General features: G+C 70.6%; 25 protein-coding genes. 10 read left to right on the top strand and 15 right to left on the bottom strand.

The annotated features are described in order from the left end of the window. Positions 1-111: 111 nt before the first annotated feature. On the bottom strand, positions 112-723 hold the full coding sequence (locus ASE14_RS09560) for a TetR/AcrR family transcriptional regulator (RefSeq protein WP_056654001.1): 612 nt from the start codon (positions 721-723) through the stop codon (positions 112-114). Positions 724-870: 147 nt separating this feature from the next. Here ASE14_RS09560 and ASE14_RS09555 point away from each other — a divergent pair, with 147 nt between their 5' ends. Then, positions 871-1,959, top strand: a complete 1,089-nt coding sequence (locus tag ASE14_RS09555) for a hypothetical protein (RefSeq protein ID WP_157372914.1) — start codon at positions 871-873, stop codon at positions 1,957-1,959. On the opposite strand, the gene ASE14_RS09550 is transcribed toward ASE14_RS09555, so the two are convergent. The 3 genes from ASE14_RS09550 to ASE14_RS09545 all read right to left on the bottom strand — a co-directional run bounded on the left by ASE14_RS09550 (position 1,956) and on the right by ASE14_RS09545 (position 3,318). After that, on the bottom strand, positions 1,956-2,156 hold the full coding sequence (locus ASE14_RS09550; RefSeq protein ID WP_056653995.1) for a hypothetical protein: 201 nt from the start codon (positions 2,154-2,156) through the stop codon (positions 1,956-1,958). The genes ASE14_RS09555 and ASE14_RS09550 overlap by 4 nt on opposite strands. 329 nt (positions 2,157-2,485) lie before the next feature. Continuing rightward, a complete protein-coding gene (locus ASE14_RS20505; protein ID WP_157372913.1) occupies positions 2,486-2,665 on the bottom strand; it encodes a hypothetical protein in 180 nt (59 codons plus the stop codon). Continuing rightward, a complete protein-coding gene (locus ASE14_RS09545) occupies positions 2,662-3,318 on the bottom strand; it encodes a M15 family metallopeptidase (RefSeq protein ID WP_082600422.1) in 657 nt (218 codons plus the stop codon). Before ASE14_RS09545 ends, ASE14_RS20505 begins: the two co-directional genes overlap by 4 nt. A gap of 218 nt (positions 3,319-3,536) precedes the next feature. Here ASE14_RS09545 and ASE14_RS09540 point away from each other — a divergent pair, with 218 nt between their 5' ends. The 3 genes from ASE14_RS09540 (at position 3,537) to ASE14_RS09530 (ending at position 5,569) form a co-directional block, all read left to right on the top strand. Further along, positions 3,537-4,004 (top strand): N-acetyltransferase, encoded by a 468-nt coding sequence (locus ASE14_RS09540; protein WP_056653989.1) that lies wholly within the window; start codon positions 3,537-3,539, stop codon positions 4,002-4,004. 66 nt (positions 4,005-4,070) lie between these two features. Continuing rightward, positions 4,071-4,637: a hypothetical protein gene (locus tag ASE14_RS09535; protein ID WP_056653986.1), complete on the top strand. Its 567-nt coding sequence runs from the start codon at positions 4,071-4,073 to the stop codon at positions 4,635-4,637. Between the two features lie 53 nt (positions 4,638-4,690). After that, complete coding sequence (locus ASE14_RS09530; protein ID WP_056653983.1) at positions 4,691-5,569, top strand: hypothetical protein; 879 nt, start codon at positions 4,691-4,693, stop codon at positions 5,567-5,569. 15 nt (positions 5,570-5,584) lie between these two features. On the opposite strand, the gene ASE14_RS09525 is transcribed toward ASE14_RS09530, so the two are convergent. Together ASE14_RS09525 and ASE14_RS09520 are read right to left on the bottom strand one after the other, a co-directional pair. Further along, positions 5,585-6,976 (bottom strand): chromosome partitioning protein, encoded by a 1,392-nt coding sequence (locus tag ASE14_RS09525; protein WP_235511160.1) that lies wholly within the window; start codon positions 6,974-6,976, stop codon positions 5,585-5,587. 124 nt (positions 6,977-7,100) lie between these two features. Beyond that, positions 7,101-8,012: a LysR family transcriptional regulator gene (locus ASE14_RS09520; RefSeq protein ID WP_056653980.1), complete on the bottom strand. Its 912-nt coding sequence runs from the start codon at positions 8,010-8,012 to the stop codon at positions 7,101-7,103. A 70-nt stretch (positions 8,013-8,082) separates the two neighbouring features. Between ASE14_RS09520 and ASE14_RS09515 the strand changes: the two genes are divergently transcribed. Beyond that, the gene (locus ASE14_RS09515) at positions 8,083-9,147 is read left to right on the top strand and encodes a YeiH family protein (protein WP_082600419.1); all 1,065 of its coding nucleotides are present in this window, start codon (positions 8,083-8,085) and stop codon (positions 9,145-9,147) included. A 38-nt stretch (positions 9,148-9,185) separates the two neighbouring features. Here the strand turns inward: ASE14_RS09515 and ASE14_RS09510 are convergent, their stop codons facing one another. Further along, positions 9,186-9,731 (bottom strand): helix-turn-helix domain-containing protein, encoded by a 546-nt coding sequence (locus ASE14_RS09510; RefSeq protein WP_056653977.1) that lies wholly within the window; start codon positions 9,729-9,731, stop codon positions 9,186-9,188. A gap of 80 nt (positions 9,732-9,811) precedes the next feature. On the opposite strand from ASE14_RS09510, the gene ASE14_RS09505 reads away from it, so the two are divergent. Continuing rightward, on the top strand, positions 9,812-10,561 hold the full coding sequence (locus ASE14_RS09505) for an ABC transporter ATP-binding protein (protein ID WP_056656088.1): 750 nt from the start codon (positions 9,812-9,814) through the stop codon (positions 10,559-10,561). Further along, positions 10,558-11,355: an ABC transporter permease gene (locus ASE14_RS09500; RefSeq protein WP_056653974.1), complete on the top strand. Its 798-nt coding sequence runs from the start codon at positions 10,558-10,560 to the stop codon at positions 11,353-11,355. The genes ASE14_RS09505 and ASE14_RS09500 overlap by 4 nt, the downstream gene beginning before the upstream one ends. Here the strand turns inward: ASE14_RS09500 and ASE14_RS09495 are convergent. The 8 genes from ASE14_RS09495 to ASE14_RS09460 all read right to left on the bottom strand — a co-directional run bounded on the left by ASE14_RS09495 (position 11,295) and on the right by ASE14_RS09460 (position 19,370). After that, entirely contained in the window at positions 11,295-12,734 is a 1,440-nt protein-coding gene (locus ASE14_RS09495) for an acyltransferase (protein ID WP_162257722.1), read from the bottom strand. The two genes, ASE14_RS09500 and ASE14_RS09495, sit on opposite strands and share 61 nt — an antisense overlap. A gap of 107 nt (positions 12,735-12,841) precedes the next feature. Next, on the bottom strand, positions 12,842-13,513 hold the full coding sequence (locus ASE14_RS09490) for a response regulator transcription factor (protein ID WP_056653968.1): 672 nt from the start codon (positions 13,511-13,513) through the stop codon (positions 12,842-12,844). Continuing rightward, a complete protein-coding gene (locus tag ASE14_RS09485) occupies positions 13,510-14,844 on the bottom strand; it encodes a sensor histidine kinase (RefSeq protein ID WP_056653965.1) in 1,335 nt (444 codons plus the stop codon). Before ASE14_RS09485 ends, ASE14_RS09490 begins: the two co-directional genes overlap by 4 nt. 82 nt (positions 14,845-14,926) lie before the next feature. Then, positions 14,927-16,000: a YihY/virulence factor BrkB family protein gene (locus ASE14_RS09480; protein ID WP_056653962.1), complete on the bottom strand. Its 1,074-nt coding sequence runs from the start codon at positions 15,998-16,000 to the stop codon at positions 14,927-14,929. A 75-nt stretch (positions 16,001-16,075) separates the two neighbouring features. After that, positions 16,076-17,314 carry an RNA polymerase sigma factor gene (locus ASE14_RS09475; protein ID WP_056653960.1) on the bottom strand — a complete coding sequence of 413 codons (1,239 nt, stop codon included), beginning with the start codon at positions 17,312-17,314 and terminating at the stop codon, positions 16,076-16,078. After that, on the bottom strand, positions 17,311-17,667 hold the full coding sequence (locus ASE14_RS09470; protein ID WP_200953302.1) for a YciI family protein: 357 nt from the start codon (positions 17,665-17,667) through the stop codon (positions 17,311-17,313). The genes ASE14_RS09475 and ASE14_RS09470 overlap by 4 nt, the downstream gene beginning before the upstream one ends. 139 nt (positions 17,668-17,806) lie before the next feature. Then, a complete protein-coding gene (locus tag ASE14_RS09465; RefSeq protein ID WP_162257721.1) occupies positions 17,807-18,823 on the bottom strand; it encodes an alpha/beta hydrolase in 1,017 nt (338 codons plus the stop codon). 31 nt (positions 18,824-18,854) lie between these two features. After that, positions 18,855-19,370 carry a GNAT family N-acetyltransferase gene (locus ASE14_RS09460; protein ID WP_056653950.1) on the bottom strand — a complete coding sequence of 172 codons (516 nt, stop codon included), beginning with the start codon at positions 19,368-19,370 and terminating at the stop codon, positions 18,855-18,857. Positions 19,371-19,429: 59 nt separating this feature from the next. Between ASE14_RS09460 and ASE14_RS20500 the strand changes: the two genes are divergently transcribed. The 3 genes from ASE14_RS20500 (at position 19,430) to ASE14_RS09445 (ending at position 23,853) form a co-directional block, all read left to right on the top strand. Further along, complete coding sequence (locus ASE14_RS20500; RefSeq protein ID WP_157372911.1) at positions 19,430-19,954, top strand: hypothetical protein; 525 nt, start codon at positions 19,430-19,432, stop codon at positions 19,952-19,954. Positions 19,955-20,203: 249 nt separating this feature from the next. Next, positions 20,204-22,645 carry a DEAD/DEAH box helicase gene (locus ASE14_RS09450; protein ID WP_082600411.1) on the top strand — a complete coding sequence of 814 codons (2,442 nt, stop codon included), beginning with the start codon at positions 20,204-20,206 and terminating at the stop codon, positions 22,643-22,645. A 107-nt stretch (positions 22,646-22,752) separates the two neighbouring features. Beyond that, entirely contained in the window at positions 22,753-23,853 is a 1,101-nt protein-coding gene (locus ASE14_RS09445; protein ID WP_056653945.1) for a hypothetical protein, read from the top strand. Positions 23,854-23,908: the final 55 nt, after the last annotated feature.

The following is a 23,908-nucleotide window of genomic DNA, read 5'->3' as shown; positions in this document are numbered from 1 at the left end:
GCGTGACCGCTCCGTAATGGCCCCCGCTGGGAGACTGACCTGGCTGAGCGTCGCCTTGCGGTTTGTGGTTGCGAGGCGGCTGGAGTGCGTGCGTGCGCATGCGGAAGCCCGCTACTGACGGTCCGTTCCTCGCCCCGTCGCCCTCAGCGCATCAAGCAACCTCGCAATGACCAGGCCCGCCTCCTCGGCGAGTGACACGCCAGGGGGTTCGAGCACTGCGAGCACGCTCTTGACACCGGTGAACGCCGCAACGAGGCGGCGCGCCTCCGCAGGTGTGTCGATGGAGGCGGGGAGCTCGCCGGCGCGCACTGCTTCATCGAGATGCGTGGTGATTCGCGCGATCCAGCCGACGTACGGGGTTGGAAGATCCAGCCCGGCACCCTGCGCCTCGACGGTCAGGCGACCTGCTGCGCGTGTGAATGGATCATGTTCTGTGGCGCGCGCAACCTGTGCAACAGAGGCCAGAACTGCCTCGATGCCCTGAGTCTCGACGGCGACGTGGTCGGCTGCCAGCGCGGCTCCTGTGAATGCGCGTCGCGCGACCAACGCAGCGAGCTCGGCCTTCGTCGCCGCGTAGTACTGCACCCGGCTCTTGCCCACCCCGGCACGAGCTGCGACGCCCGCATAGCTTGCGCCGGCATAACCGCGTTCGGCGAACTCCTGCGCGGCCGCGACCAGCACCGCCTCCTCCGAGGCACGGGAGCGTTCCTGGCTGCGAGGCACGTACGAAGGGTATCGGGAGCGCGACACGGTGCGGGTGGTGACTCGCCTCTATTTAGTACGGACGTACAGTTTTAGCTGCCGGTCATGCAAATTGGCTGGTTGCGGTGGGGGCATCGCGACAGTGGCGCAAATTGACCGGGGGCATGGGTGAACCTGACACGACGGGGCGCGACGCGCAAAAGCGTCTTCAAGCAGTTGCAGTTCTCAGGCGAACGAATGCGATGGGGTCTCGTCTTTGTCGCAATCGCGCTCAGCGGGTTCACCTTGCTGAGTTTCTTTGAATCGATGCCCGGCGAACCAGATCTGGAAACGCACCCAGCTCCATCGTTCCGAGTCGAGCTCGAGGCACCGCCGGAGTCGGCGACGTCTGAAACCGAGTTGCTTCGCCAGGCGAACTGGCGAACTGGCTCAAGGTTCGAAGCTCGCGTCACACAGTCCATGGACGAGTTGCACGGGTTTACGGCCATCACGATCTACGCGACCATCGAAGCGTCCGACTGGGCGTGTGTGCCAAACTATGCCGCTCGTGCTACCTGGGTCGACGGGAAGAGCTCGATGTCAGGCGCCTCCCTGGCAGGGATGCAGCGCTTCCGTGACCATTCGCTTGTGTCGACTCCGGCGTTCAACGACGGCCGAGACTGGCGTTACCAAATCACGCTCTACCCCGCCGCCGAACTCAGCGCCGAAGTCGAGAAACTCCTCACGAGTGGGCGGGACGACACGCCCACCAGCACTGATTTTGAATCTCTGGCTGGTGTGGAGTGCAAGCAAGTCCCAGCCTCGGCGGAGGTCCCTACGGCGGCCGAAATCGCGCGCGACCTCCCAGGCGTACTCGCGGAGTTCAGGCTTCAAGACCCGTACCCCCTCATTGATGAGCAGGTCCGAGAGATCCAAGTTCCGAGCGTTGAGGTGCGCCAGCGAGGCGCAAATCGTTCAACCGTCGATATCGTGCTGCCTCCGAATTGGCTCCATCTCCAAGGCGACGTCGGTGGGCTTGAAAGCTACGCGAGCGGCTTTCGGACACCTGAAGAAACGAGCCAGTTCGACTCGGGCTACCAGAGTTGGAGCATCATCGTCGAAGACCAATTTGCATCTGAGCGCGTCGAACAGACCGCGGCCAGCCTTCAAACGTTGGCTGGTCTTTGGATAGGGCTGGTGATTTCGGCGGGAGTGGCCGTACCGCTCACGACAGAGGTTTGGGGACGGAAACGACGAGGGAAACACGCGGCGCTCTAGTCATCGACTCCGTCCTGACGGTCTCTCCACAGGTCGTATGCAGTCCAGACAACGGCGACGACAACCATCGCTCCTCCGACAGGCAGAATCACCCACCCGGCCCAGCGACCGGCGGCGATGATCTCGTTGCCAACGAGAACGAAGAACACTCCAACGAGCACCCACAAAGACATGAAATACAAACGCATGGCGAGCATGCAAACCTCCAAGATCAAGCACGGATGGATTGATTCAGAAGGCAGTCGGGTGGTGCCCGCAAAGGGGCGGTCGACCCGAGATCAGAGACATGTGAGCAAAAGGAAATCCGCTCCCTTAGCAAAGGAAACGGGCGTGACGGGCGTGACGGGCGCCTTGGGGGAGTAGGGGAAGGGAGTTTCGCGAGTGACCCCCCAGGGCGCTCTCGTCTCCCGCGGGTTCGTGCCCGCGAAAATCGTGGATGATTCGGCCGTGTCGCTTGTGGCGGGCTGGTCCAGGCCAGATGCGAGTGTAGCCGGGCCGTGTTTCGAGATTGCTTCGAGCCGAATCCTCACGTGAGGAGCCGGGAGGCGACGCCCCCGAGGACTCCGGCCGAAGGCGCGAGAAGGAGGCAGCCGAGCGCGATCGCGAGCCCCATCGCCGCGGCGGAAGCGGCGAAGAGGGCCACCAAGAGCCCGACCACCTCGACGCCACGGGGGCCGTCGACGTGCATATCGGATCGGGCGGTCATCCGGCGCTCGCGTCACTCAGCTGTGCCGGGCATTCTCCGCCGGGTTCGGTCGACAGTTCGAAGTGCCACATCTCGTTCGCGTAGGTCTGGCAGAGGCCGTAGTCGGATCCGTGCTGGCTCAGCCAGCTGTTCGCGTCGGTCCGTCCGATGTCGACTGCTTCCCCGGTGACGTGCTTGGACCTCTCGGGTCCGGCGACGAACCTCCTGGCTTCCTCCTCGCTGCCGTACTCGGCGATGGCGGCGTCGAAGAGCGACTGCTGGTAGGCGGCGCTGCGCCACCCGTTCGTCACGACGAACTCGTAGCCGTCTGCGATCGCCGCACGGGCCGCGTCCTGCATGGCCGTGCGCAACTCCGGTTCCAGCTGGGCGATCGCCGGCAGCTCGTCAGCGAAGGGTGACACGGACTCGCCTTCCTCGATGTACCCGTCATCGACGCTGAACCCCGTTTCCGGGTCGGGGTCGGCACCTCCGTGAGCGTCGACCGGAGTGTCACCGGGCCGTCCGTCTGCGTCGATGGCTCCGAGTCCCGCCAGCGCGCCGATCAGCAGTGCGGTGAGCGTGATGACGACGATGGCAGCTGCGAGAAGTCTCCGCCGGCGGAGTCGGCCCGGCTGCACCGTCATCGATCGGTCACTGGTTCGTTGGATGGTCATGCTGGCCGCCCTTCAGGTCGTGGATGTGGCACGTCATCCAGTGCACCAAGCGGGCTGTCGCCACGGCGTATGACGAATTGCATATGCTCCTGATACGGGAGCGGGAGCGGGAGCGGGAGCGGGAGCGGCCGGGACCGGCCTCGAGGCTCGCGGTCACACCGAGACGAGTCATCCGCTTCTGGCGAGCGGCCGAACCGAGCCTGTGTCAGGCTTCGCTCATGACCGCCTCGCTCCGACCGCTCGACCGCGACCGTCTTCCGGAGTGGATCGATCGCAGTGCCGTCGAGTACGCCCGCGACCTCGTCGCGACGGGCCGGTCGGAGGAGTCCGCCCGCCGGCATGCCGAGGAGGGGATGACCGAATCGTTCCCTGGCGGGGCGCCGTCGCCCGGGCACGAGGTCTTCGAGGTCGTCGACGCGGGCGCGGCCGTCGGCTACCTCTGGATCGGACCCGACGCGAGCGGTGACGACGGTTCGTGGTGGATCTGGGACGTGCTGATCGAGCCCGACCACCGGGGCCGAGGCCTCGGACGCGAGGCGATGCGTCTCGCCGAGGAGTTCGCTCGAGCGCAGGGCGCCCACTCGATCGGCCTCAACGTCTTCGCGTTCAACGCCGCGGCCCGCGGACTCTACGAATCGCTCGGCTACGAGACCGCATCGATGCGGATGGGCAAGCGACTCGACTGAAGCCTCGACGCTCGACTCGTGCATGATGCTCGCCGGCGCGTGGGCACCACAACGCATAATGGGCCCATGGAGACCTACCGCAACTTCCTGGCACCGGCAGAGCACGGCATCGACCTCGGCACGAGCGACCCTGCGGCAGAACTGCATCGCCACGGGATCGTCGAGGTGGTCGATTGGTCCGGCGAGAGCGAGCCCGGGCAGATCGTGCAGTTCGTGGCACGCCGGCTGGCCGTCTTCGGCGTCGAGCCCGGCACCATCGACGCCGTCCACGCGGCGGCGGACGCGACCGCCGAATCCGACCTGGAGCGCGGTGAGCACGTGCCGGTGGTCCTTCGCGCCATCGATGAGGCGCTCGGGGCGACGGATGTCGCGCTCGGCGAGTTGCGACGAGGTGATGACGCCTACTGGGTCGGCGTCATGCCTCGAACCGAGGCCTCGGTCGAGGCATGGGGGCTGGACCGACCGGCGCAGGAATTCCTGTACATCATCGACTGCCCGTGCGGCGGGATGAACATCTGGCAGCTCCCGACCGACTCACCGCAGCCCGATGAGGGGGAGTGCAACTCCTGCGAGCGAGAGCTCTTCGAAGCCTCGGGCACCCCCATCGCCCCGATGATCGTCGAACCGGTCTGAACGCTGAGCGCGACACGACAGCGGGCCTTGCACGGCACGCAAGAGAGGCGCTGATGAGCGACGCGAACCAGGAAGCGAAGAAGCGCGAACGGCGCCGGCGACTCGAGGGGCGACCGATCGTACTGGTCGCCGCCGTCGCGGCATGCCTCGCAACCGCCGTCTGCGCGGTCGCGCTCGGCATCATGATCGGCGCCACCGCTGAGGACATCCGGCATTCGATCATCGACAGCGTCTTCGACGACCGCGACGGCGGTCCGGTGTTCTGGGGCGTCGCGACCCCGGCGTACCTCTGGATCATGGGCACGTTCGGGCTCCTGGCCTCGGGGGCCGGCGCGTCGTGGCTGATCGACGGGTACCGCGGCGGTGAGCCGGTGCCGTTCATCCTCCCCCCGGCGATCGCCCTCGTCGTGGCGGCGGTCGTCACCGTCGATGCCACGACGTGGCTCGAGCCCCTCCGGGTCGGCACACGAGTCGACCCCGAGTTCCACCACGACGAGACGTGGGATGCGGGCTCGTGGGTCGCCTATGCCGCGAACATCTGGGTCCCGATCCTGCTGGTCGTCGTGGCCGCCGCCGGCATCGTCTTCGCCGTGCTGCACAGCCGGCGCCTTCGCGAACAGCGGATGCTGCGAACCCGCCTGCTGCGCGACGGATACCGAGTCCGAGGCGTGATCCGGAGTGTTGCACCCCGGACCGCGACGAACGACGTCGGGCAGCGCACGGTCATCGGCGCAACGGTCGTGGTCGCGTTCGTCGATGCAGATGGCGTCGAGCGTCGAGTGACGAGGCTCGTGCGCCGGCGCGACCTCGTGCCGTTGCTCAGCGGGGTCGAAGTGCTCTCCGACCCGACTCGCCCCGGAGACGAGCGGAGCACCTTCCTCTCGTTCGATCGGGACCCGGCGCCGGCCGAGTGGGTCGGCGCGACCGACTGACGGGGCTGCCGCGCGTCAGAGCTGGTCGGCGACCACCGCGGCGGCGTTCAGCCACGCGTCGTTCGTTTCAGGCGAGAGCGCGTCGAAGTCGATCGTGCCGCCGTCGACGAGTGCGGCGTCGTAGGGGATCGTCGTGACCGCCGCGGTCAGGGCGCCGAAGTGGTCGGCCAGGCGCTGCTCGAGTTCGCGGTCGGGCTTCTCCGACGGCGAGGTCAGGATCGTGACGGCCCGATCGACCTTGTCGCCGAAGCCCTTCTCGGCGAGGCCGTCGAGGAGCCAGGCGGCGCTCGCCGCGGTGTCCTCGCGCACCGTCGAGACGATGACGAGCTGGTCGGCCGCGGCCACGGCGGCGACCCAGTTCGAGGCACGCATGTTGTTGCCGGTGTCGACGATCAGCAGGCGGTAGTACCGCGACAGGGTGCGGTGCAGCCGGTCGAACGCGGCATCGTCGATGGTGGATGTCGCTGCGGCATCCTCATCGGAGGCCAGCACGTCGAAGCGGGCGTCGACCTGCGTGCGCACGTAGTCGTCGAGCTGGCTGAGGCTCGCGACGCTCGGGTTCTCGAACCGCTCGAGGTCGTTGAGCAGGTCGACCGCGGTGCGGTGGTGGGGCGTGTGCTGCGCGCGCCAGCCGAGCGTGCCGCGCGTCTCGTTGTTGTCCCATGCGAGGGTCGAGCCGCCGCGGAGACGGCCGAACGTCGCGGCGAGCAGGAGCGTGCTCGTGGTCTTGTGCGCACCGCCCTTCGGGTTCAACACCACGATCGTGCGGGGGCCGTCGAGACGCTTCTGCACGCGGTTCGTCAGGTCGTGGCGGGTCTGCTCGGCCGAGCTCGGCTTCGGCGAGATGAGGCCGCCGCTCATGCGGCGCACCCGGCCCTGCCAGCCGGTGGTCGCCTTCAGCGGACGCTGACGAGGCCGGCTCGAGAGCAGGTCCTCGACGGTGGGGCGGTGGGGCCTGGTGTCGGTCGGCGGCGTCGCGGTGGCGGCCGCCACCGGCGATGCCACCGGTGCGGCGGGAGCCACCGGTACGGCGGGAGGCACCGGTGCGACCGGTGCGACCACCGCGGCGGCAGGCGCCGACACGGCAGCCGCGATCGTCGGGATCGGCGCGGTCGAGCTCGGTCGTGGTTCGAAGCTCTCGGTCACGAGACCCGTCGGCGCCTCGGTGACGCGGCCGTCGGGCTCGACGGTCAGGGTCCAGTGCGAGGAGTCGTCGATGAGCGCGGCGGTCGCCGGGATCCCGAGGCGCTGCGCGCGTTCCTGCACGAAGGCCACGACGCGATCGCGCAGTGCGTCGCCGTCGACGGCCTGGACGGCGATGACCGCGCCGTCGGCGTGCACGTCGGCTTCGGTGGCCGACGTCAGGAAGACGGTGACGCCGTCGTGCGTGTTGATCGAAGTGGACAACAGATTCCCCCAAGTGCCATGCGTCGGTCGGTGCGGAGCGGACGCCGGGCACGCTGCCGCAACCGCGTCAGACGCACCGTGCCGGACGCGAACCCTCCCGCGTCGCCGGCCGTTCCCCCGCGAATCAGTCTAGGTTCCCGCTCGCACGGCGTCGCGACAGCTCGCCGAGCAGCGTGGCGGCGGGGGTCGAGAGCACGTCGCCACGTCGCCACACCGCTCGGAGGCGCCGGGCGAGTTCGAGCCCCTCGACGGCGACCTCGACGAGTTCGCCGCGGGCGACCCAGGGGCGGGTCGCGAGGTCACTGAGCACGGCGGGACCGGCTCCGGATGCCGCGGCGATGAGCACGGCCGCATTGCTGGCCACGACCATCGCCGGCTCGGCGGGCGTTCGGCCGTCGAGCGCGTCGGCGAGGGTCGACCGCGTACCCGAGCCCGCCTCGCGCGTCACGAGCGGGGTGGCGGCGAGCTCGTCGAGCGTGACGTGCAATCGGCGCGCCCACGGATGCGTCGGCGACGCCACCACCACGAGCCGGTCGGTCGCGACCGTGCGGCTGTGCAGGCCGCGCCGCACGGCCGGCGACTCGACGAAGCCGAGCTCGATCTCGCGCGCCTCGAGCAGTTCGAACACCCGCGAGGAGTTCTCCACCCGCATGCGCACGTCGAGCTCGGGGCGGCTGCTCCGAAGGCCGGTGATCCAGGCGGGCAGCAGGTACTCCGCGACCGTGAGGCTCGCCGCGAGGTCGAGCCTCGCCTCGTGGTGCTCCCGTCGCGCCCGCGCGGCCGCGAGCAGGTCGTCGGCGCCGGCGAGGAGCCGCGCCGCGAGCTCGGCGATCGCCTCGCCGTCGGCGGTGAGTCGCGAGCCCCGGGCGTGGCGCTCGATGAGCGTGAGGCCGAGCGAGCGCTCGAGCCCGGTGATCGCCCGGCTCGCATTCGGCTGGGCCATGTCGACGGAGCGGGCGGCGCCGCCGAGGCTGCCGTGCCGGCCGACCGCGACCAGCAACTCGAGCACTGCGAGGTCCGGCCAGCGTGTGGGCATATCAGCATGATATGCCTCGATGCTGAACGGGCGACTACTGCCCGCGGCATCCGATCGCGATCGTTGAATCATGACCCGCACCGCACCGACCCCCGCATCGCCCCGCGCACCGGAGCCTCCGCGCAGGCGGGCGGCGAGGCTCCGCACGCGCCTCGCCGACCTCGCCCCCGGCCTCGGGCTCGCCGCAGCCGGGGTCGCGGCCTCGATGACCGCAGCGTTCCTCCTGCCGGGCATGAGCGCGCTGCTCATCGCGATCGTGCTCGGCGTGCTGCTGCGCAACACCGTGCCGCTGTCGCCGCGGTTCGAGGCCGGACTCGCGTTCGCCGCGAAGCCGCTGCTTCGGCTCGGCGTCGTGCTGCTCGGCCTGCAGCTCGTGCTCGGCGACATCCTCGACCTCGGCGCGGGGGTGATCGTGGTCGTCGTGGCGATCGTCGTGATCGGCATCGCCTCGACGCTCCTGATCGGACGCCTGCTCGGCATCTCGGCGACGCAGCGCCTGCTCATCGCGTGCGGCTTCTCGATCTGCGGCGCCGCAGCGGTCGCTGCCGTCGACGGCGTGGTCGAGGCCGAGGAGGAGGAGGTCGTGACCGCGGTCGCCCTCGTCGTCGTCTTCGGCACGCTCATGATCCCGCTCATCCCACTCGCCGCCTCGCTCCTCGGCCTCAGTGCACAGCAGGCGGGCATGTGGGCGGGCGGCTCGATCCACGAAGTCGCACAGGTCGTCGCCGTGGGCGGTGCCCTCGGCGGCACCGGACTCGCGGTGGCCGTGGTGGTGAAGCTCGCCCGCGTGCTCATGCTCGCGCCCGTGCTCGCGGTGATCAGCGTCCAGCGTCGCCGCTCGCTCGCAGCGACCCCGGGCGCGAGCTCCGGCAAGCGGCCGCCGATCATCCCGCTGTTCGTCGTGGGGTTCATCGCGATGGTCGCGGTGCGCTCGCTCGGCTGGGTGCCCGACGTCGTCGTCGCCGGCGCAGGTGTCGCGCAGACGGTGCTGCTCGCGGCGGCGATGTTCGCGCTCGGCACGGGTGTGCGGTTCAGCATGTTCCGGCGGGTCGGCGTGCGGCCGTTCGCGCTCGCGGGGGCGTCGACGCTCATCGTGACCGGCGTCGCGCTCGCCGGGGTCGTCGCCGTCGGCTGACGCGGGGCGGCGACGAGTCGCGGTGTACGTCGAGCGGCTCAGCCTCGAGGAGCGGCGCCGTCGGTCGGGATGAGCGCCGTCGCGAGCGTCACCGTGCGGCGCTCGCCGCCTTCGGCGGTCAGATACGGGGTGAGCAGTTCGCCGAGTCCTGCCTGGATCGCGGCGAGGTCGTCGGTCGTCACGTGCAGGGTCGTCGCGCCGAATCCGAGGAAGTCGCGGAAGCCGGGGTCGTCGGCGGCGCTCGCCCGATCGAAGCTCTCGCCGAGGTGGGCGAGGAACGCGAGGAACGCCTGCTGCAGCTCTCGAGTGCCCATCTCGAGCAACTCGTCGTGATCGACGTGAGCCATGCGCTCACCGAGCGCGAAGGTGCGCTCGACCGCGCCGCGCACCCGTCGTTCCTCGACGACGGTGAGCACGTCGGCATCGACGAGTGCGGCGATGTGCCGGTAGAGCGTGGCCTGTGCGACGTCGGGCAGGGCGCTTCGCAGGCTCGCCGTGGTGACTTCGCGCGTGCCCACCTGCTGGATGATGCGCAGACGTACGGGGTGCATGACGACGTCGGCGATGGGCGACGGCTTGCGCATCGGTCCTCCGGATGATTATTCTCACGGTGAGAACATTCTCATTGCTCTCGTTCGAGTATGCCACCGAAGGGATCCGCTCCATGATCACCGCCCAGATCGAGGTCTCCGGCCTCGCCAAACGCCTCGGCTCCGTCGAGGCCGTACGCGACGTGAGTTTCGTGGCCGCGCCCGGCCGGGTCACCGGCCTGCTCGGCCCGAACGGCGCCGGCAAGTCGACCACCATGCGGATGCTGCTGGGCCTCACCCGTCCCGACGCGGGCACGGCGCTCGTCGGCGGTCGCCGGTACCGCGATCTCGCCGACCCGACGGGCACCGTCGGCGCAGTGCTCGATCTCGCCGGCGCCCACCCGGCGATGACCGCTCGCGGTCACCTGCGCAGCTACTGCGCACTCGGCGCCCACCATGTCGAACGCGTCGAACAGGTCGCCGAGCTCACCGGCATCTCGGAGTACCTCGATCGCCGCGTCGGTTCCTACTCCACCGGCATGCGGCAGCGGCTCGCGCTCGCGACCGCCTTGCTCGGCGACCCGCGCGTGCTGGTGCTCGACGAGCCCTCGAACGGACTCGATCCGGCCGGCATCGTGTGGCTGCGCACCTTCCTTCGCGGATTCGCGGCGAACGGCGGCACGGTGCTCCTCTCGAGCCACGTGCTCACCGAGCTGCAGCACGGCATCGACGACCTCGTGCTGATCGACCGCGGGCGCACCACCTGGACGGGGCCTCTCGCCGAGTTCACCGAGCGCGGCACGAGTCTCGAAGCCGCATTCCTCGACCTCACCTCCGCCGCAACCGCCTCCGTCATCTCCGACACCGAAGGGATCCGCGCATGATCCGACTGCTCCGCGGGGAGTTCACGAAACTCCTCGCCACCCGGCTCCCGCTCTGGACCCTCGTCAGCGCCGCGCTCTGCGGCGGTGGCCTGACGGGACTCCTCGCCCTCATCGGTCCCGAGAACGCGACGCCGCCGCTGCCCGGACTCGACACGCCGGAGGGAGTCGGCATCGTCGTCGGCATGAGCGGCCTGCTGCTCTTCGTGCCTGCGCTCATCGGCACGATCGCCGTCACGGGCGAGTATCGCCACCGCACGATCGGCACGACGTTCCTCACGGTGCCGAAGCGCGGGCGGGTGCTCGCGGCGAAGCTCGTCGTGTTCGGTGCCCTCGGCGCCGTGTACGGACTCGTCTCCTCGCTCTTCGCCGGACTCGCGGTCGTGGCCGGAGCTGCGGCACGGGGGAGCGAACTCGGGGTGCCGCTCGGCGACCTCGCGGCGCTCCTCGCGAGACTCGCCCTGGCGGCAGCCGTCTACATGGTGCTCGGCGTCGCCATCGGAGCGCTCGCCCGCAACCAGCTGCTCGCGGTCGGCATCGTGCTCGGCTACTTCTACTTCCTCGAGCACGTGCTCATGATCGTCCCCGGGGTCAATGTGATCCACCCGTTCCTGCCCGGCGGGGCGACCGCGGCGCTGACGGACTTCACGTTCCTCAGCGACGCGATCGCCGAGCAGCTGCCGATCGCTGCCGCGTCGACGACCACTCCGCTCGTGGGCGCCCTCGTGCTGCTCGGCTACGCGGCGTTGGCGGCCTGGCTCGCCATCGCGATCCCGTTGCGCCGCGACCTGCGCTGAGCCGGCGTGACCACGGTCTCGGCGTACGCTCGCGCCAGCGACGCTCGCACGGTCGCGCTGCCGCGGAGCGCGACCGTCAGCAGGGCGAGCGAGATGACCGCCTGCACCGGGCCGAACCCGGTGACGAGCACGACGGCGACGCCGGCCACCCCGCAGACGGCATCGAACGCCGCGGCACGACCGGTCGGCGCAGCCGAGGCCCGCGGCGCGCGACGTGCCCGCTCGAATCGCGCGAACACGATCGTCACACCGGCGACGGCGACGCCGGCCACGCCCAGCCACAGCGGACGCGTCGTCCACCACGCGGCGGTCATCGGCTCGGGCAGTGCAGCACCGAACCCGGCGGCGTTCGCGACGAGCAGGGCGCCGGCGAGCCCGACGAGCACTGGCATGTGCCAGAGGTAGACCGTCATCGCGCGCTCGCCGACGGCCGAGACGAGCCGCGAGGCATCCGCTCGCTCGACCCACGCCCTGATGTGCGGGCGTGCCAGCTGGAAGAGCGCGAGCTGGGCGACGCCGAGCACCACGAGGCAGACGTTCGGCGGGTTGAGGTTCTCGTACATGTCGGCCGAGTACGGCCCGGCGAGCGTGATCACGGCGAGCAGCGCGAGTGCACCGGCGGCGATCGACCAGAGGGCGGCGGGGGAGAGGCGGTCGAGCGAGCCGTCGGCGAGATGGAAGCCGAGTTGCTGCACGAGCAGCCACACGAGGAGGAGGTTCAGGAAGCCGATGCCCTCGAGTCCCGTCGAGAGCCGGAGTACGTCGACCGCGACGACACCGGCGAGCAGGGCGAGCGGGGTCAGCACTCGCGCCCGCTCGTGCGCGCGCACCATGACCGGCACGAGCGCCGAGGTCGCGATGTAGACGCCGAGGAACCACAGCGGCTGGCCGATGCGGAAACCCGCCGTCGCCACGAGCTCGGGCGCGAGGCCGGCGAGCGAGAGCGCCACGAGTGCGGCGGCCACGACGGCGACGAGCACGACGGCCGGCCGCACGAGCCGCTCGAGCCGTGCCCGCACGTAGTCGGCGCCGCTCGCTCCGCGCGCTCGCATCGAACGCCAGTGGAGGAAGCTCGAGAACCCGCCGGCGATGAAGAACAGCGGCATGATCTGCACGACCCAGCTCACCGCGGCGAACCATCCCTGGCCCTCGAGCGCGTTCTCGAGCACCGGGCCGTCCGGCCCGACGCTCACGCCGACCATCATCGCGTGCAGGGCGAAGACGACCACGAGCAGGACCACCCGGATCGCATCGACGCTCGAGTCGCGCTGGGCGGTCGGCGAACGACGAGCGGATGCTGCGGCGCGCGCCGCCGGATCGACTCGACCGACACCGGTCGGGCCTTCCGCCCCGGTCGCTGGTGCGAGTACGTCGGTCATGACCGCCTCCATCCGGGCGGCATCTCCGCCCACGCAGGCAGGCTATGGACGCGATGCCGCGGTGATCATCACCCTGCGGAGCCGTTCCGGCTCATACGGGCGTACGGTCAGGAACCGGGCTGCACGAGCCCGGTGTCATACGCCAGTACGACGGCGTGCACGCGGTCGCGGAGGCCGAGCTTCGAGAGGATCTTCGACACGTGCGTCTTCACCGTCTGCTCGGCGATGAAGAGGGCTGCGGCGATCTCGGTGTTCGAGAACCCGCGGCCGACGAGCGTGAGCACTTCGCGCTCGCGTTCGGTGAGCTCCGACAAGCGCGAGCTGTCGATGCGCGGCGGCGGCGCCGATCGGGCGAAATCCTCGATGAGGCGCCGGGTCACGCTCGGTGCGAGCAGGGCGTCGCCGGATGCGACGATGCGCACGGCGGCGACGAGTTCCTCGGGCGTCGCGTCCTTCAGGAGGAACCCGCTCGCCCCGGCTCGCAGCGCCTCGTAGACGTAGTCGTCGATGTCGAACGTCGTCAGCATGAGCACGCGCGGCACGTAGTCGCTCGACCTCGGCGGCGTCTGCAGGGCGCGAGTCGCCTCGAGGCCGTTGCGGCCGGGCATGCGCACGTCCATCACGACCACGTCGGGTCGCAGTTCGTGCGCCATGGCGACGGCTTCGTCGCCGTCGGCCGCCTGCCCGACGACCTCGATGCCGGTCTGGGCGGCGAGCACCGCCGCGAAACCGGCTCGCACCATCGCCTGGTCGTCGGCGATGAGCACCGAGATCGTCACACCGTGCCTCCGTCCGACCCGATCGGAAGGGTCGCGAGAACACGGTATCCGCCATCGGGCCGCTCGCTGAACTCGGCGCGCCCGCCGAGCAGTGCCGCGCGCTCGCCGATGCCCACGAGCCCGTGGCCACCGCCCTTCGCGTCGGGCGCCGGGGCATCCGTCGCGGCCTCGTTGTCGATGCAGACGACGAGGTCGTCGGCGAGCACCTCGACCGAGACGAAAGTGGGTGCGCCGGGGGCGTGCCGCACGACGTTGCTGAGCGCCTCCTGCACGATGCGGTACGCCGCGGTCGCGGCGAGCCCGCCGTCGGGAAGCGATTCGGCGACGGTGAGCGTCACCGGCACGCCGGCGCGCTCGACGGATGCCGCGAGCTCGGGCAGCTGGGCGAGTCCGGGCTGCGGCGCGGTCTCCGCCGCGGTGTCGGCACTGCGGAGCACGCCGAGCAGCTGCCGCATCTCGGTCATCGCCGAGCGGGCGGATACCGCGATCTCGGCGAACTCCGTCTTGGCGTCGTCGCTGAGCCCCTCGACCCGGTACGGCGCGCTCGTGGCCTGCACGTGGATGATCGACAGTCCGTGGGCGACGACATCGTGCAGCTCGCGGGCGATGCGGTTGCGCTCCTCCACGAGCACGCGTCGCTGCTGCTCGGACGCGGAGTGGGCGCGTTCGCGGAAGAGCTCGACGCCGATCACACGGCGCTGCGCGAGCAGCACGGAGATGGCGCAGGCGAGCGCAGTGACGGCCGCGCCCGTGATCATGTTGGCGGCCGCGCCGGCGTCGACGAACGCGAACGGGAAGGTCACCACGACTCCCATGCCCCACGCGATGAGCCCCAGCCGCCATTCCCACATGAGGCCGAGCACGATGAGCAGCACGCCCTGGCTGACGATGGACGTGACCGGCCAAGGCCATGGCGCCACGTCCGAGCCGATGGAGAGCAGCGCGAAGACGAGCAGCCCGGCCGCGGAGAAGCTCGCGGCGACCCAGGGCCATCGCACCGCGAGGGGCAGTGCGCCGGCGAGCGCGAGGCTCGTGCCGAATGCGGCGAGCAGGTTGACGTCGTAGATGGTGGCCGCGAGCGGCACCGACACCGCGAAGAGGATGATCGCGACGAGCGAGGTCGACACGAGCATCCATGCCCGGAACTGCCGCTCGTCGGCCGTGATGCGCGCGAGGCGCGCGGGCGCAGCGGGGATCGACGGTGCCGACGCGGCAGGCGCGGCAGGCGGGGCCGGCGGTGCCGGTGGGGCGGGCGGGCGCGGCGGTGCCGGCGGCGGCACCTGCGCCGCGGCATCCGTCGCGGGATGTTCGGGGTGATGGATCTGCGCCATGATGCCAGTACTCAACCACGCGGCGGCCGGCGCTGCATCCCTCTCGGGGACGATTCGCCGCCCCTACGCGGGTACTGTGCCGTCAGCCGTGCGGTGGTCGCCGCGCCGGCGGGGTGACGCCGTCGACCACCGCATCCGGGCGCATTCCCTCCGAGGCGCGCACGTCGCGCAGGCGCTGGGCGCGGTTCGTGGCGATGACGCGGTCGTCGCGGAGCGGCAGCCGCACCTGCTCCTCGGCGGGGATGCCGGCGCGCAGCTGGCGAGCCCGTTCGACCTCGGTATCGAGCACCGCGCCGAAGAGCATCGCGAGGTTCGACAGCCAGACCCACAGCAGGAAGGCGACGACCCCGCCGAGGACGCCGTAGACGCGGACGTAGCTGCCGACTCCGAAGACGTAGAGGGCGAAGAGGGTCGTCGTCACGACCCACGCGAGCAGGGCGCCGACCGCACCGACGCTGAACCAGCGCAGGTGGCGCCGCCGCACGTTCGGCGCCGCCCAGTAGAGCAGTGCCATCACGAGGATGCCGATCGCGGCGAGCACAGGCACCTTGCCGATGTCCCACCAGAAGGCGACGCCCTCGTCGAGGCCGAGCACGCGGGCCGCCGCCTCGGCCACTGGGCCGGTCACCACGAGCCCGACCGCGGCGATCGCGCCGAGCACGACGAGCACGGCGGAGACCGCGAGCATCGCGGGCCGCATCTCCCAGAACGGACGGCCCTCCTCGACCCCGTAGATGCGGTTCATGCCGCGGCCGAATGCGCCGACGAAGCCCGATGCCGCCCAGAGCGTGGCGACGAGGCCCGTCGCGAATGCGAGGCCGGCGTGCGACGCGTCCAGCAGCTGGTCGAGCGGCTCGCGGAGGGCATCGACGACGGACGCCCCGCCGAGCTCCTCCACGACCTGCAGCGCATCGGCCACCACCGCCTCGGCGCTGCCGAAGATGCCGAGCAGCGCGAGCGCGGTGAGCAGCGCGGGGAAGACCGTGAGCAGCCCGTAGAACGTGAGGGCCGCCCCGATGTCGTGCGCCTGGTTGATGCGGTACTCGTGCACCGTGCGCGTGACGATGACGCGCCAGTCGGCGCGAGACAGTTGCACCGGCGAGTCGTGGTCGGCCGGCGTCGATGGATCGCGGTCGGATGGATCGTGTTCGGGCATGAGATGCCTCCCGTGCGGACGCCCCGAGCCTATGGGGACGGGCGCCGTCGGCACAGGGGGTTGCCGAGCGGCGATTCATCCTCGCCGGAGAAGCCGGATCTCCTCGAGTCGCTCGGCGAGGAAGGCGCGTTCGACGTCGTTCTCGCTCAACGCCAACGCGTGTCGGTACGCCTCGATGGCCGGTGCCCATCGGTGCAGGCGACGCAGGAAGTCGGCGCGGGCGGTGCTGAGGTAGCTGTAGGACGCCAGCGCCGGCTCGGACGACAGCGGGGCCAGCGCTTCGAGCCCGGCTTCCGGTCCGTCGCGCATGCCCACGGCCACCGCTCGATTGAGTTCGACCACCGGTGACGGCCAGAGTTGCAGCAGCACGTCGTACAACCCGACGATCTCGCTCCAATCGGTGTCCTGCCACGTCGGCGCCTCGGCGTGCACAGCCGCGATCGCGGCCTCGACGGCGAATCTCGACGGCGGACGGCGGCGCAGTCCCGGCACCAGCAGGCTGATGCCCTCCTCGATCTGCCGAGGATCCCAACGCGTTCGATCCTGCTCCGAGAGCAGCAGCAGCCGGCCGGTGGCCGACACCCTGGTGTCCGCACGCGCCTCGATGAGCAGCATGAGTGCGAGCAGCGTGCTCACCGCGGCGTCGTTCGGCATGAGCAGATGCAGCATCCGCCCGAGACGCATCGCGACGTCCAGCAGGTCCCGGCGCACGAGGCGGTCGGCGGCCGGAGCGGTATGGCCGGTGGTGAAGATCAGGTAGACGACGTCGAGGACGGCATCCACTCGTTCGGCGAGCTGGTCCGGTGACGGCACGCGATACGGGATCCCGGCCACCGCGATCTTCTTCTTGGCACGGGTGACTCGAGCGGCCATCGTGGACTCGGGCACCAGGAACGCCCGCGCCACCTCGGCCGTCGACAGCCCGCAGACCACTCGCAGCGTGAGCGCGATTCGGGCGTCTCGGGACAAGGCGGGGTGACAGCAGGTGAACACGAGTCGGAGCCGGTCGTCATCGAGCGGGTCCTCGGGGTCGAGCACCTCGTCGTTCGCGACGAGGTACGGCAGCGCACGTCGCATCACCGCGTGACGGCGCAGGGCGTCCCTGGCCCGATTGCGCGCGGTCGTCGTCAGCCAGGCACCGGGTCGATCGGGGACGCCCGAAGACGCCCAGCTCTCCATCGCCTGCGCGTAGGCGTCCTGGACGCACTCCTCGGCGAGGTCGAGGTCCCTCGTCACGGAGACGGTGGCCGCGAACACCCGGGACCATTCGCTGCGATGAGCCTGCTCGACCGCCGCGGCGACCGCGTCGTTCATCCTGGGGCCACCACCGGGCGGATCTCCACGCCGCTGTGGCCGGCCGACGCCTCGTAGAGCAGCGCCGCCAGGTCCATCACCTCGTCGAGGTCGGGGACATCCACCAGGTAGTAGCCGCCGACCGCCTCCTTGGCCTCGAGGAACGGCCCGTCCATCCTCACCGCCCGACCGGCGGAGTCGGTGCGCAGGGTGGTTGCGACCTCCGCAGGCTCCAGCTCGTGCGTCCCGAGGACCGCCGATCCTGCGGCTGCGACGAACCTCCGATGACCCTCGCCGAGCGCTCGGCGCTCCTCGTCGGACATGGCGGCCCACTCCTGCTCGTCGCCGTAGATGAGAATCAGATACTTCGTCATGACGTCCATCCCCTCATGTGGAGCCCCGATGGGCTCGCCTACTTGAGCGACGAACTCGAGGGTGCCCGCATCGACAGATGTGCAACATTCGTCGCCCAGTCCATCGGATTCGAGCCGTGTAGTGAAGGGGCGGCCTTCCTCAGTCGAGGTGCGCGTGCAGGAACGCGGCGACGCGGACTCGCATCGCGGCATCGAGGATGCCGACGGAGTGGTCGGCGCCCGGCACGATCGCGAGCTCGACGGGGACCCCTGCGGCCGCGAGCGTCGCCGCGAAGCGCTGCGACTGGCCGAGCGGCACGACCTCGGCCTCGGCGTGGCCGATGAAGAACGGCGGGTCGCTCGGGTCGGCGTGGGTGCCCGCCGAGGCATCCGCGGCCTGCGGGCACTCCTCGTCGCTCGCGCCCGGCCGGCAGTCGAGGTACTCGCCCACGATGCGGCCGAGCCACTCGGATGCCCCGTCGGCCTCGAGTTCGGCTGCCCCGAGCGCGACGGGGCCCGAGAGCTCGGCGACGGCCGCCACTCGCGATCCATCGCCGAGCGGCCCGTCGCCGGTCGTGCCGAGGAGCGCCGCGAGACTGCCGCCGGCCGAGCCGCCGAACGCGCCGATGCGGTTGGGGTCGATGCCGAACCGATCGGCCTGTTCGGGTGCCCGCAGCCACTCGACCGCGAGCGCGACGTCGTCGATCGCCGCAGGGAAGGTCGCGCTCGGCACGAGCCGATAGTCGACGGATGCCGCGACGAACCCCTCGCTGGCGAGCCACAGGCAGGTGCCCCGCCAGTCGTCGTTGGCCTTGTCGCCACGAGCCCAGCTGCCACCGTGGATGGACACCACCGCGGGCAGCGGCTCGTCGGTGAGCTCGGCTCCGGGCGGCGTGCAGATGTCGAGGGTGAGCAGCGTGCCGTCTTCACGGACGCCGTACTCGAGGTCGGGCTCGACGCCGATGTGCGGCGGCGCCGTGAAGGTGCGGATGCCGATGACCTCGGTGCCGGCCACCTCGCTCGCGGCGTCGGCGCCTCGCGGCTCGATCTCCCGCAGTGGTAGATGGAAGCCCGAAAGCGCGCTCACGCTCGCGATGGCGGCTGCAGTGGCCGCGACGGCCCACACCACCCGCCGAACGCGGGTGCCGGAGCCGCCTGTGCGTCGGGTCGAGGTCACACCGGGCTCCGGGTTCAGGGGTGGAGTGATGCTACCTCACGTTCTGCGCGGGTGGAAACGCTTCCCGTGAGGCGGCCAGCTGCTTCGCGAAGCACACCGAGTGGGCCTCGCCGACGTACTGGCCGAACTGCGGGATCTCGCGGTAGCCGTGGCGCGTGTACAGCGCCTGCGCCGCGTCGTGGAGGTCGCCGGTCTCGAGCACGATCTCGGGGAGCCCGCGTGCCGCGGCATCCGCCTCGATGCGCTCGAGCAGGGCGGCGGCGACGCCGCGTCCGCGGGCTGCCGGGTCGACGAACATGCGCTTCAACTCGCCGCGCGAGGCATCCGCTTCGGCGACGAGCGCCGCGATGCCGACGGCGCGCTCGCCGTCGCGCGCGACGTAGAAGGCGACCTCGGGTCGCTCGAGGGTCGCGATGTCGAGCAGGAAGTTGCTCTCGGGCGGGTACAGGCTCTGCGCGAAGGCGGTGCTGCCGTCGAGCAGCCGCTCGACCTCGGGCTGGCGGGGCGCTTCGATGCTGACGGTCACGGGACCGGGGTGCTGTGGCATGCGGTGAGCCTACGTCGCGGGTGTTTCGCGGCGATTTCGGACTTCGATCGCTTCGCCGTGTGGCAGCGATGGTGAGGGGCGCGCGACATGAGCGACGACCGGAACCCGCAGGACGCACCGCCGAGATCGACGAGGCCGCCTATGAGGAGGCGCTCGCCGAGATCCTCCCGGCGGGATCCGCCGTGCGCGCGGGCTCGGGGGTGCCCGAGTCCGGCAAGGGCTACGACGGCGACGTCTACATCGACATCGCCACGGCCGACGTCTACCTGTTCACGGACGGCGACTGGGTGCTCGTCGGCAACATCCGCACCTCGGCGGCGGAGAACCTCACGGGCGAGACGGGCGCGACGGGCGACACCGGGAAGACCGGCGAGACCGGTGCGCCCGGCGAGACCGGTGCACCGGGCGAGCCCGGTACGCAGGTCGTGCTGGGTGTCGGCGTTCCGGCCCCCGAGACCTGCACGGCCGACGGCGACATCTTCATCGACACCGAGACGGTGACGTTCTACGAGTGCACCGGTGGAGCGTGGCAGCTCTCCGGCGCCACCGGGGACGCCGAAGCGACGCCGGCTCCCGAGGGCTGACCGGTCGCGACGGCACGGCGGATGCCCCGTGCGGGACTTTCCCAGACGATTCGGGTATCGTGGCCGAGTCGGTTCTGGACACCGCGCCGTGCGCGGATGGGTTTGTGAGTCCAAAGGGCCGGTTTCGAGGCATCAGGCCTCGGATAGTCACCGTATGTGAACGGCCCCGGTCGACGATGCTCCGGGTTCTCAGTGTGCTGCGCCTGCAGTGGCGCTGCCATGTACATGAGTACAACCCAGGAAGTCACCATGCCCAAGAACAAGAAGCCCCAAGGCGGCAGGCCCGCCAAGAACTTCGATCCCTCGTACGCGAAGGGCGGCTCGAAGGGCGGCCCGGCGCGCGCCGGATCGTCCAAGCCCGGCTCGCGCAGCGAAGGCCACCGCGGCTACCGCCCCGAGGCCGACGCGCCTCGCAAGGAACGCTGGTCGCGCGACGAGCGCGTCGCCACCGGCCGCGCCCCGCACCGCTCCGACCGCGACGGCCGCGACGAGCGCGCACCCCGCTCGTACGATCGCAACGACCGCCCCGCGCGTTCGTACGACCGTGACGACCGTGCGCCCCGCTCGGGCGACCGCAACGACCGCGCACCGCGTTCGTTCGACCGCACCGACCGTCCGGCCCGCTCCTTCGACCGGAACGACCGCAGCGACCGTCCGGCCCGCTCCTTCGACCGGAACGACCGCAACGATCGCCCGGCCCGTTCGTTCGACCGGAATGACCGCAACGACCGCACCGACCGTCCGGCTCGCTCCTACGACCGTGATGACCGTGCACCGCGTTCGTTCGATCGCAACGATCGCCCGGCCCGTTCGTTCGACCGGAACGACCGCACCGACCGTCCGGCTCGCTCCTACGACCGTGATGACCGTGCACCGCGTTCGTTCGATCGCAACGACCGGCCTGCGCGTTCGTTCGACCGTGACGACCGTGCGCCCCGCTCGAGCGACCGCAACGACCGCCCCGCGCGCTCGTTCGATCGCACCGACCGCCCGGCTCGTCCGAGCTACCGCAAAGACCGTCCGGCCCGTTCGTTCGACCGTGATGACCGTGCACCGCGTTCGTTCGATCGCAACGACCGCCCGGCGCGTTCGTTCGACCGGAACGATCGCAACGACCGCCCGGCGCGTTCGTTCGACCGCAGAGACCGCCCGGCGCGCTCCTTCGACCGCGCCGACCGTCCGGCCCGTTCCTACGACCGTGACGACCGTGCACCCCGCCGCGATGTCGACCGCCCGGGCTTCAAGGAGTCCGGTCGCCGCGACTCGAGCTTCTACCCGGCCAAGGAACAGGGCAACCGCTTCGCACCGAACGACGACGTCGTGCTCGAGCGCCTCGAGGCCCAGGCCATCCAGGCGACCGACGCCGACGGCGTGAGCTTCGCCGACCTCGGTCTCGGCGGCAACGTCGTGAGCGCGCTCAAGCAGCTCGGCGCCGAGTCGCCGTTCCCGATCCAGGCCGCGACCATTCCGGTCGTGCTCGAGGGTCGCGACGTGCTCGGCCGCGGCAAGACCGGCTCGGGCAAGACCATCGCCTTCGGCGCCCCGACCGTCGAGCGCCTCATGAAGCTCTGGGCCGAGTCCGGCAAGGCGGGCGGCAAGCGCCAGATGGGTCGCAAGCCCCGCGCGCTCATCCTCGCCCCGACCCGTGAGCTCGCCCTGCAGATCGACCGCACGGTGCAGCCCATCGCGCAGAGCGTCGGCCTCTTCACCACGCAGATCTACGGCGGCGTGCCGCAGCAGCGCCAGGTGGGCGCGCTCCAGCGCGGTGTCGACATCGTGATCGGCACGCCCGGCCGCATCGAGGACCTCATCGAGCAGCGTCGACTCGATCTCTCCGAGGTCGTCATCACCGTGCTCGACGAGGCCGACCACATGTGCGACCTCGGGTTCCTCGAGCCGGTGCAGCGCATCATCCGTCACACCGCGAACGGCGGCCAGAAGCTCCTCTTCTCGGCCACCCTCGACAAGGGCGTCGCGGCGCTCGTCGACGAGTTCCTCGTCGACCCCGCCGTGCACGAGGTCGCCGGTGAGGACCAGGCCTCCTCGACGATCGAGCACCGCGTGTTCGTCATCGGCAACCACGAGAAGCGCGACATCGTCGCCGAGCTCGCGAACCGCCCGGGCAAGACGCTCGTCTTCTCGCGCACCCGTGCGTTCGCCGAAGACCTCACCGAGCACCTCGAGGACTACGGCATCCGTGCCGTCGCCCTGCACGGCGACCTGAACCAGTCGCGTCGTACGCGCAACCTCCAGCAGCTCACGAGCGGCCGGGTCAACGTGCTCGTTGCGACGGATGTCGCGGCACGCGGCATCCACGTCGACGACATCGACCTCGTCATCCAGGCCGACGCGCCCGACGAGTACAAGACCTACCTGCACCGCTCGGGCCGCACCGGCCGCGCGGGCAAGACTGGTCAGGTCGTCACGCTCATCCCGCGCAACCGCCAGCGTCGCATGGTCGAACTGCTCGACCGGGCCGAGATCGACGTCGACTTCGTCGACATGCGCCTCGGCGACGACTTCGCCGGCGAGCTCGAGCGCGGCGCAGCCGCGGTCGAGGCCGATGCGGCGGTCGACACGCTCGACGCGGTCGAAGAGACCGTCGAGGTCGTCGAGATCATCGAGGTCGAGGAGACCATCGAGATCGTCGAGATCGAATCGGCCGCAGCCGATGAGGAACTCGCCGGCTGAGTGCTCGAGACCTGAACGATCGAAGGCCCGCGTCCGGTGGACGCGGGCCTTCGTCGTCCGGGGCAGCCCTGAATTCCGGGCGGCCGCGCGCCCGCTAGGCTCGCGCCATGCGCCTCATGACCGGCGGGATCGCCGCCGCCCTCGTCCTGCTGCTCAGTGGTTGCACTGCACCTGCTCCGGTCGCGACGCCCGTCGCCGAGCCGACGCCGGAGGAATCCGCGCCGGCGGGGCCGCTATTGTGCGGTGATCTGGTCGCGGACGTGAACCTCGCCGCCGTGATGACCGGCAGCGACGGCGTCGTGCCCGACCCGGTGCGGGCGATCCGGCCGAACGACGCATTCGATGCGGTGGAACTCGCCGCAGCGGGCGGCCTCGGGTGCTCATGGCGCGTCGGAGTGGCGCCGACGACGACCTACGCCGAGGGCGACGACCTCGCGTACCTCTCCATCGAGGTGCTGCCGGGGGCAGCAGCGCAGTGGCAGCCGGCGTGGGCGGGTGACGCGCCCTCCGAGGACACGCTCGCCGTCGGTGCCATCGAGGCGTCGACCGCCGTGGGCGAATCCGGCTGGCAGCTCACCGCACCGGTCGGCGATGCCTGGATCGCCATGCGCCTGACCGCGTCCGGGCTCGGTACGACGGGCAGCCGCTACGACGGCATCGCACCCGACGAGATGCTGTCCCGTCTCGGCGACGTCGCCGAGGCGACGTTCGAGGCCGTGCAGGGCGCGACACCCGAGCAGCTCGCCTGGCCGGCGGCGACGTCGCAACGACAGGGCGATGCGGTCTGCAACGGCGGCCTCGACCCGCAGGGCATCGGCATGGCGCTCGACACGACCTTCACCGAGACCGAGGTCTACGACCCGACGACGAGCGCTCCGCGGTCGTTCGGGGAGGCCGTCGCGGCTGCTGCGCGGTCCTACTCGTGCGACTATCTCAGCGACAGCCTGCGCGGGCCGCACATCTCGGTCGTGTACGGGGCAGGATCCTTCTTCGACCTGCTCGGACAGGCCGACGTCTCGACGGCGTTCGCACCGCTCGACCTGTCGACTGCGGCAGGGTACGCCGACGGCGATGTCGCCCTCCGCGCACAGGTGACCGATGGCCCGGCCGCGCCCGTGCTGATGCGGGTCGGCGACTCCGTGTACATGATCTTCAGCAAGGACGGAGCGACGGCGGTCGCCGAGGCGGTGCTCGCGCAGATCCGCTGACGCATCGTCGGCTGGGCGAGTGGGTGGCGGGCGGGTCATCCGTTTGCCATACTTA

It is taken from the genome of Agromyces sp. Root81, assembly GCF_001429165.1.
Lineage (GTDB): Bacteria > Actinomycetota > Actinomycetes > Actinomycetales > Microbacteriaceae > Agromyces.
The sequence above is the reverse complement of the archived record's forward strand: the minus strand, read 5'-3'. Positions and strand labels throughout refer to the sequence as shown.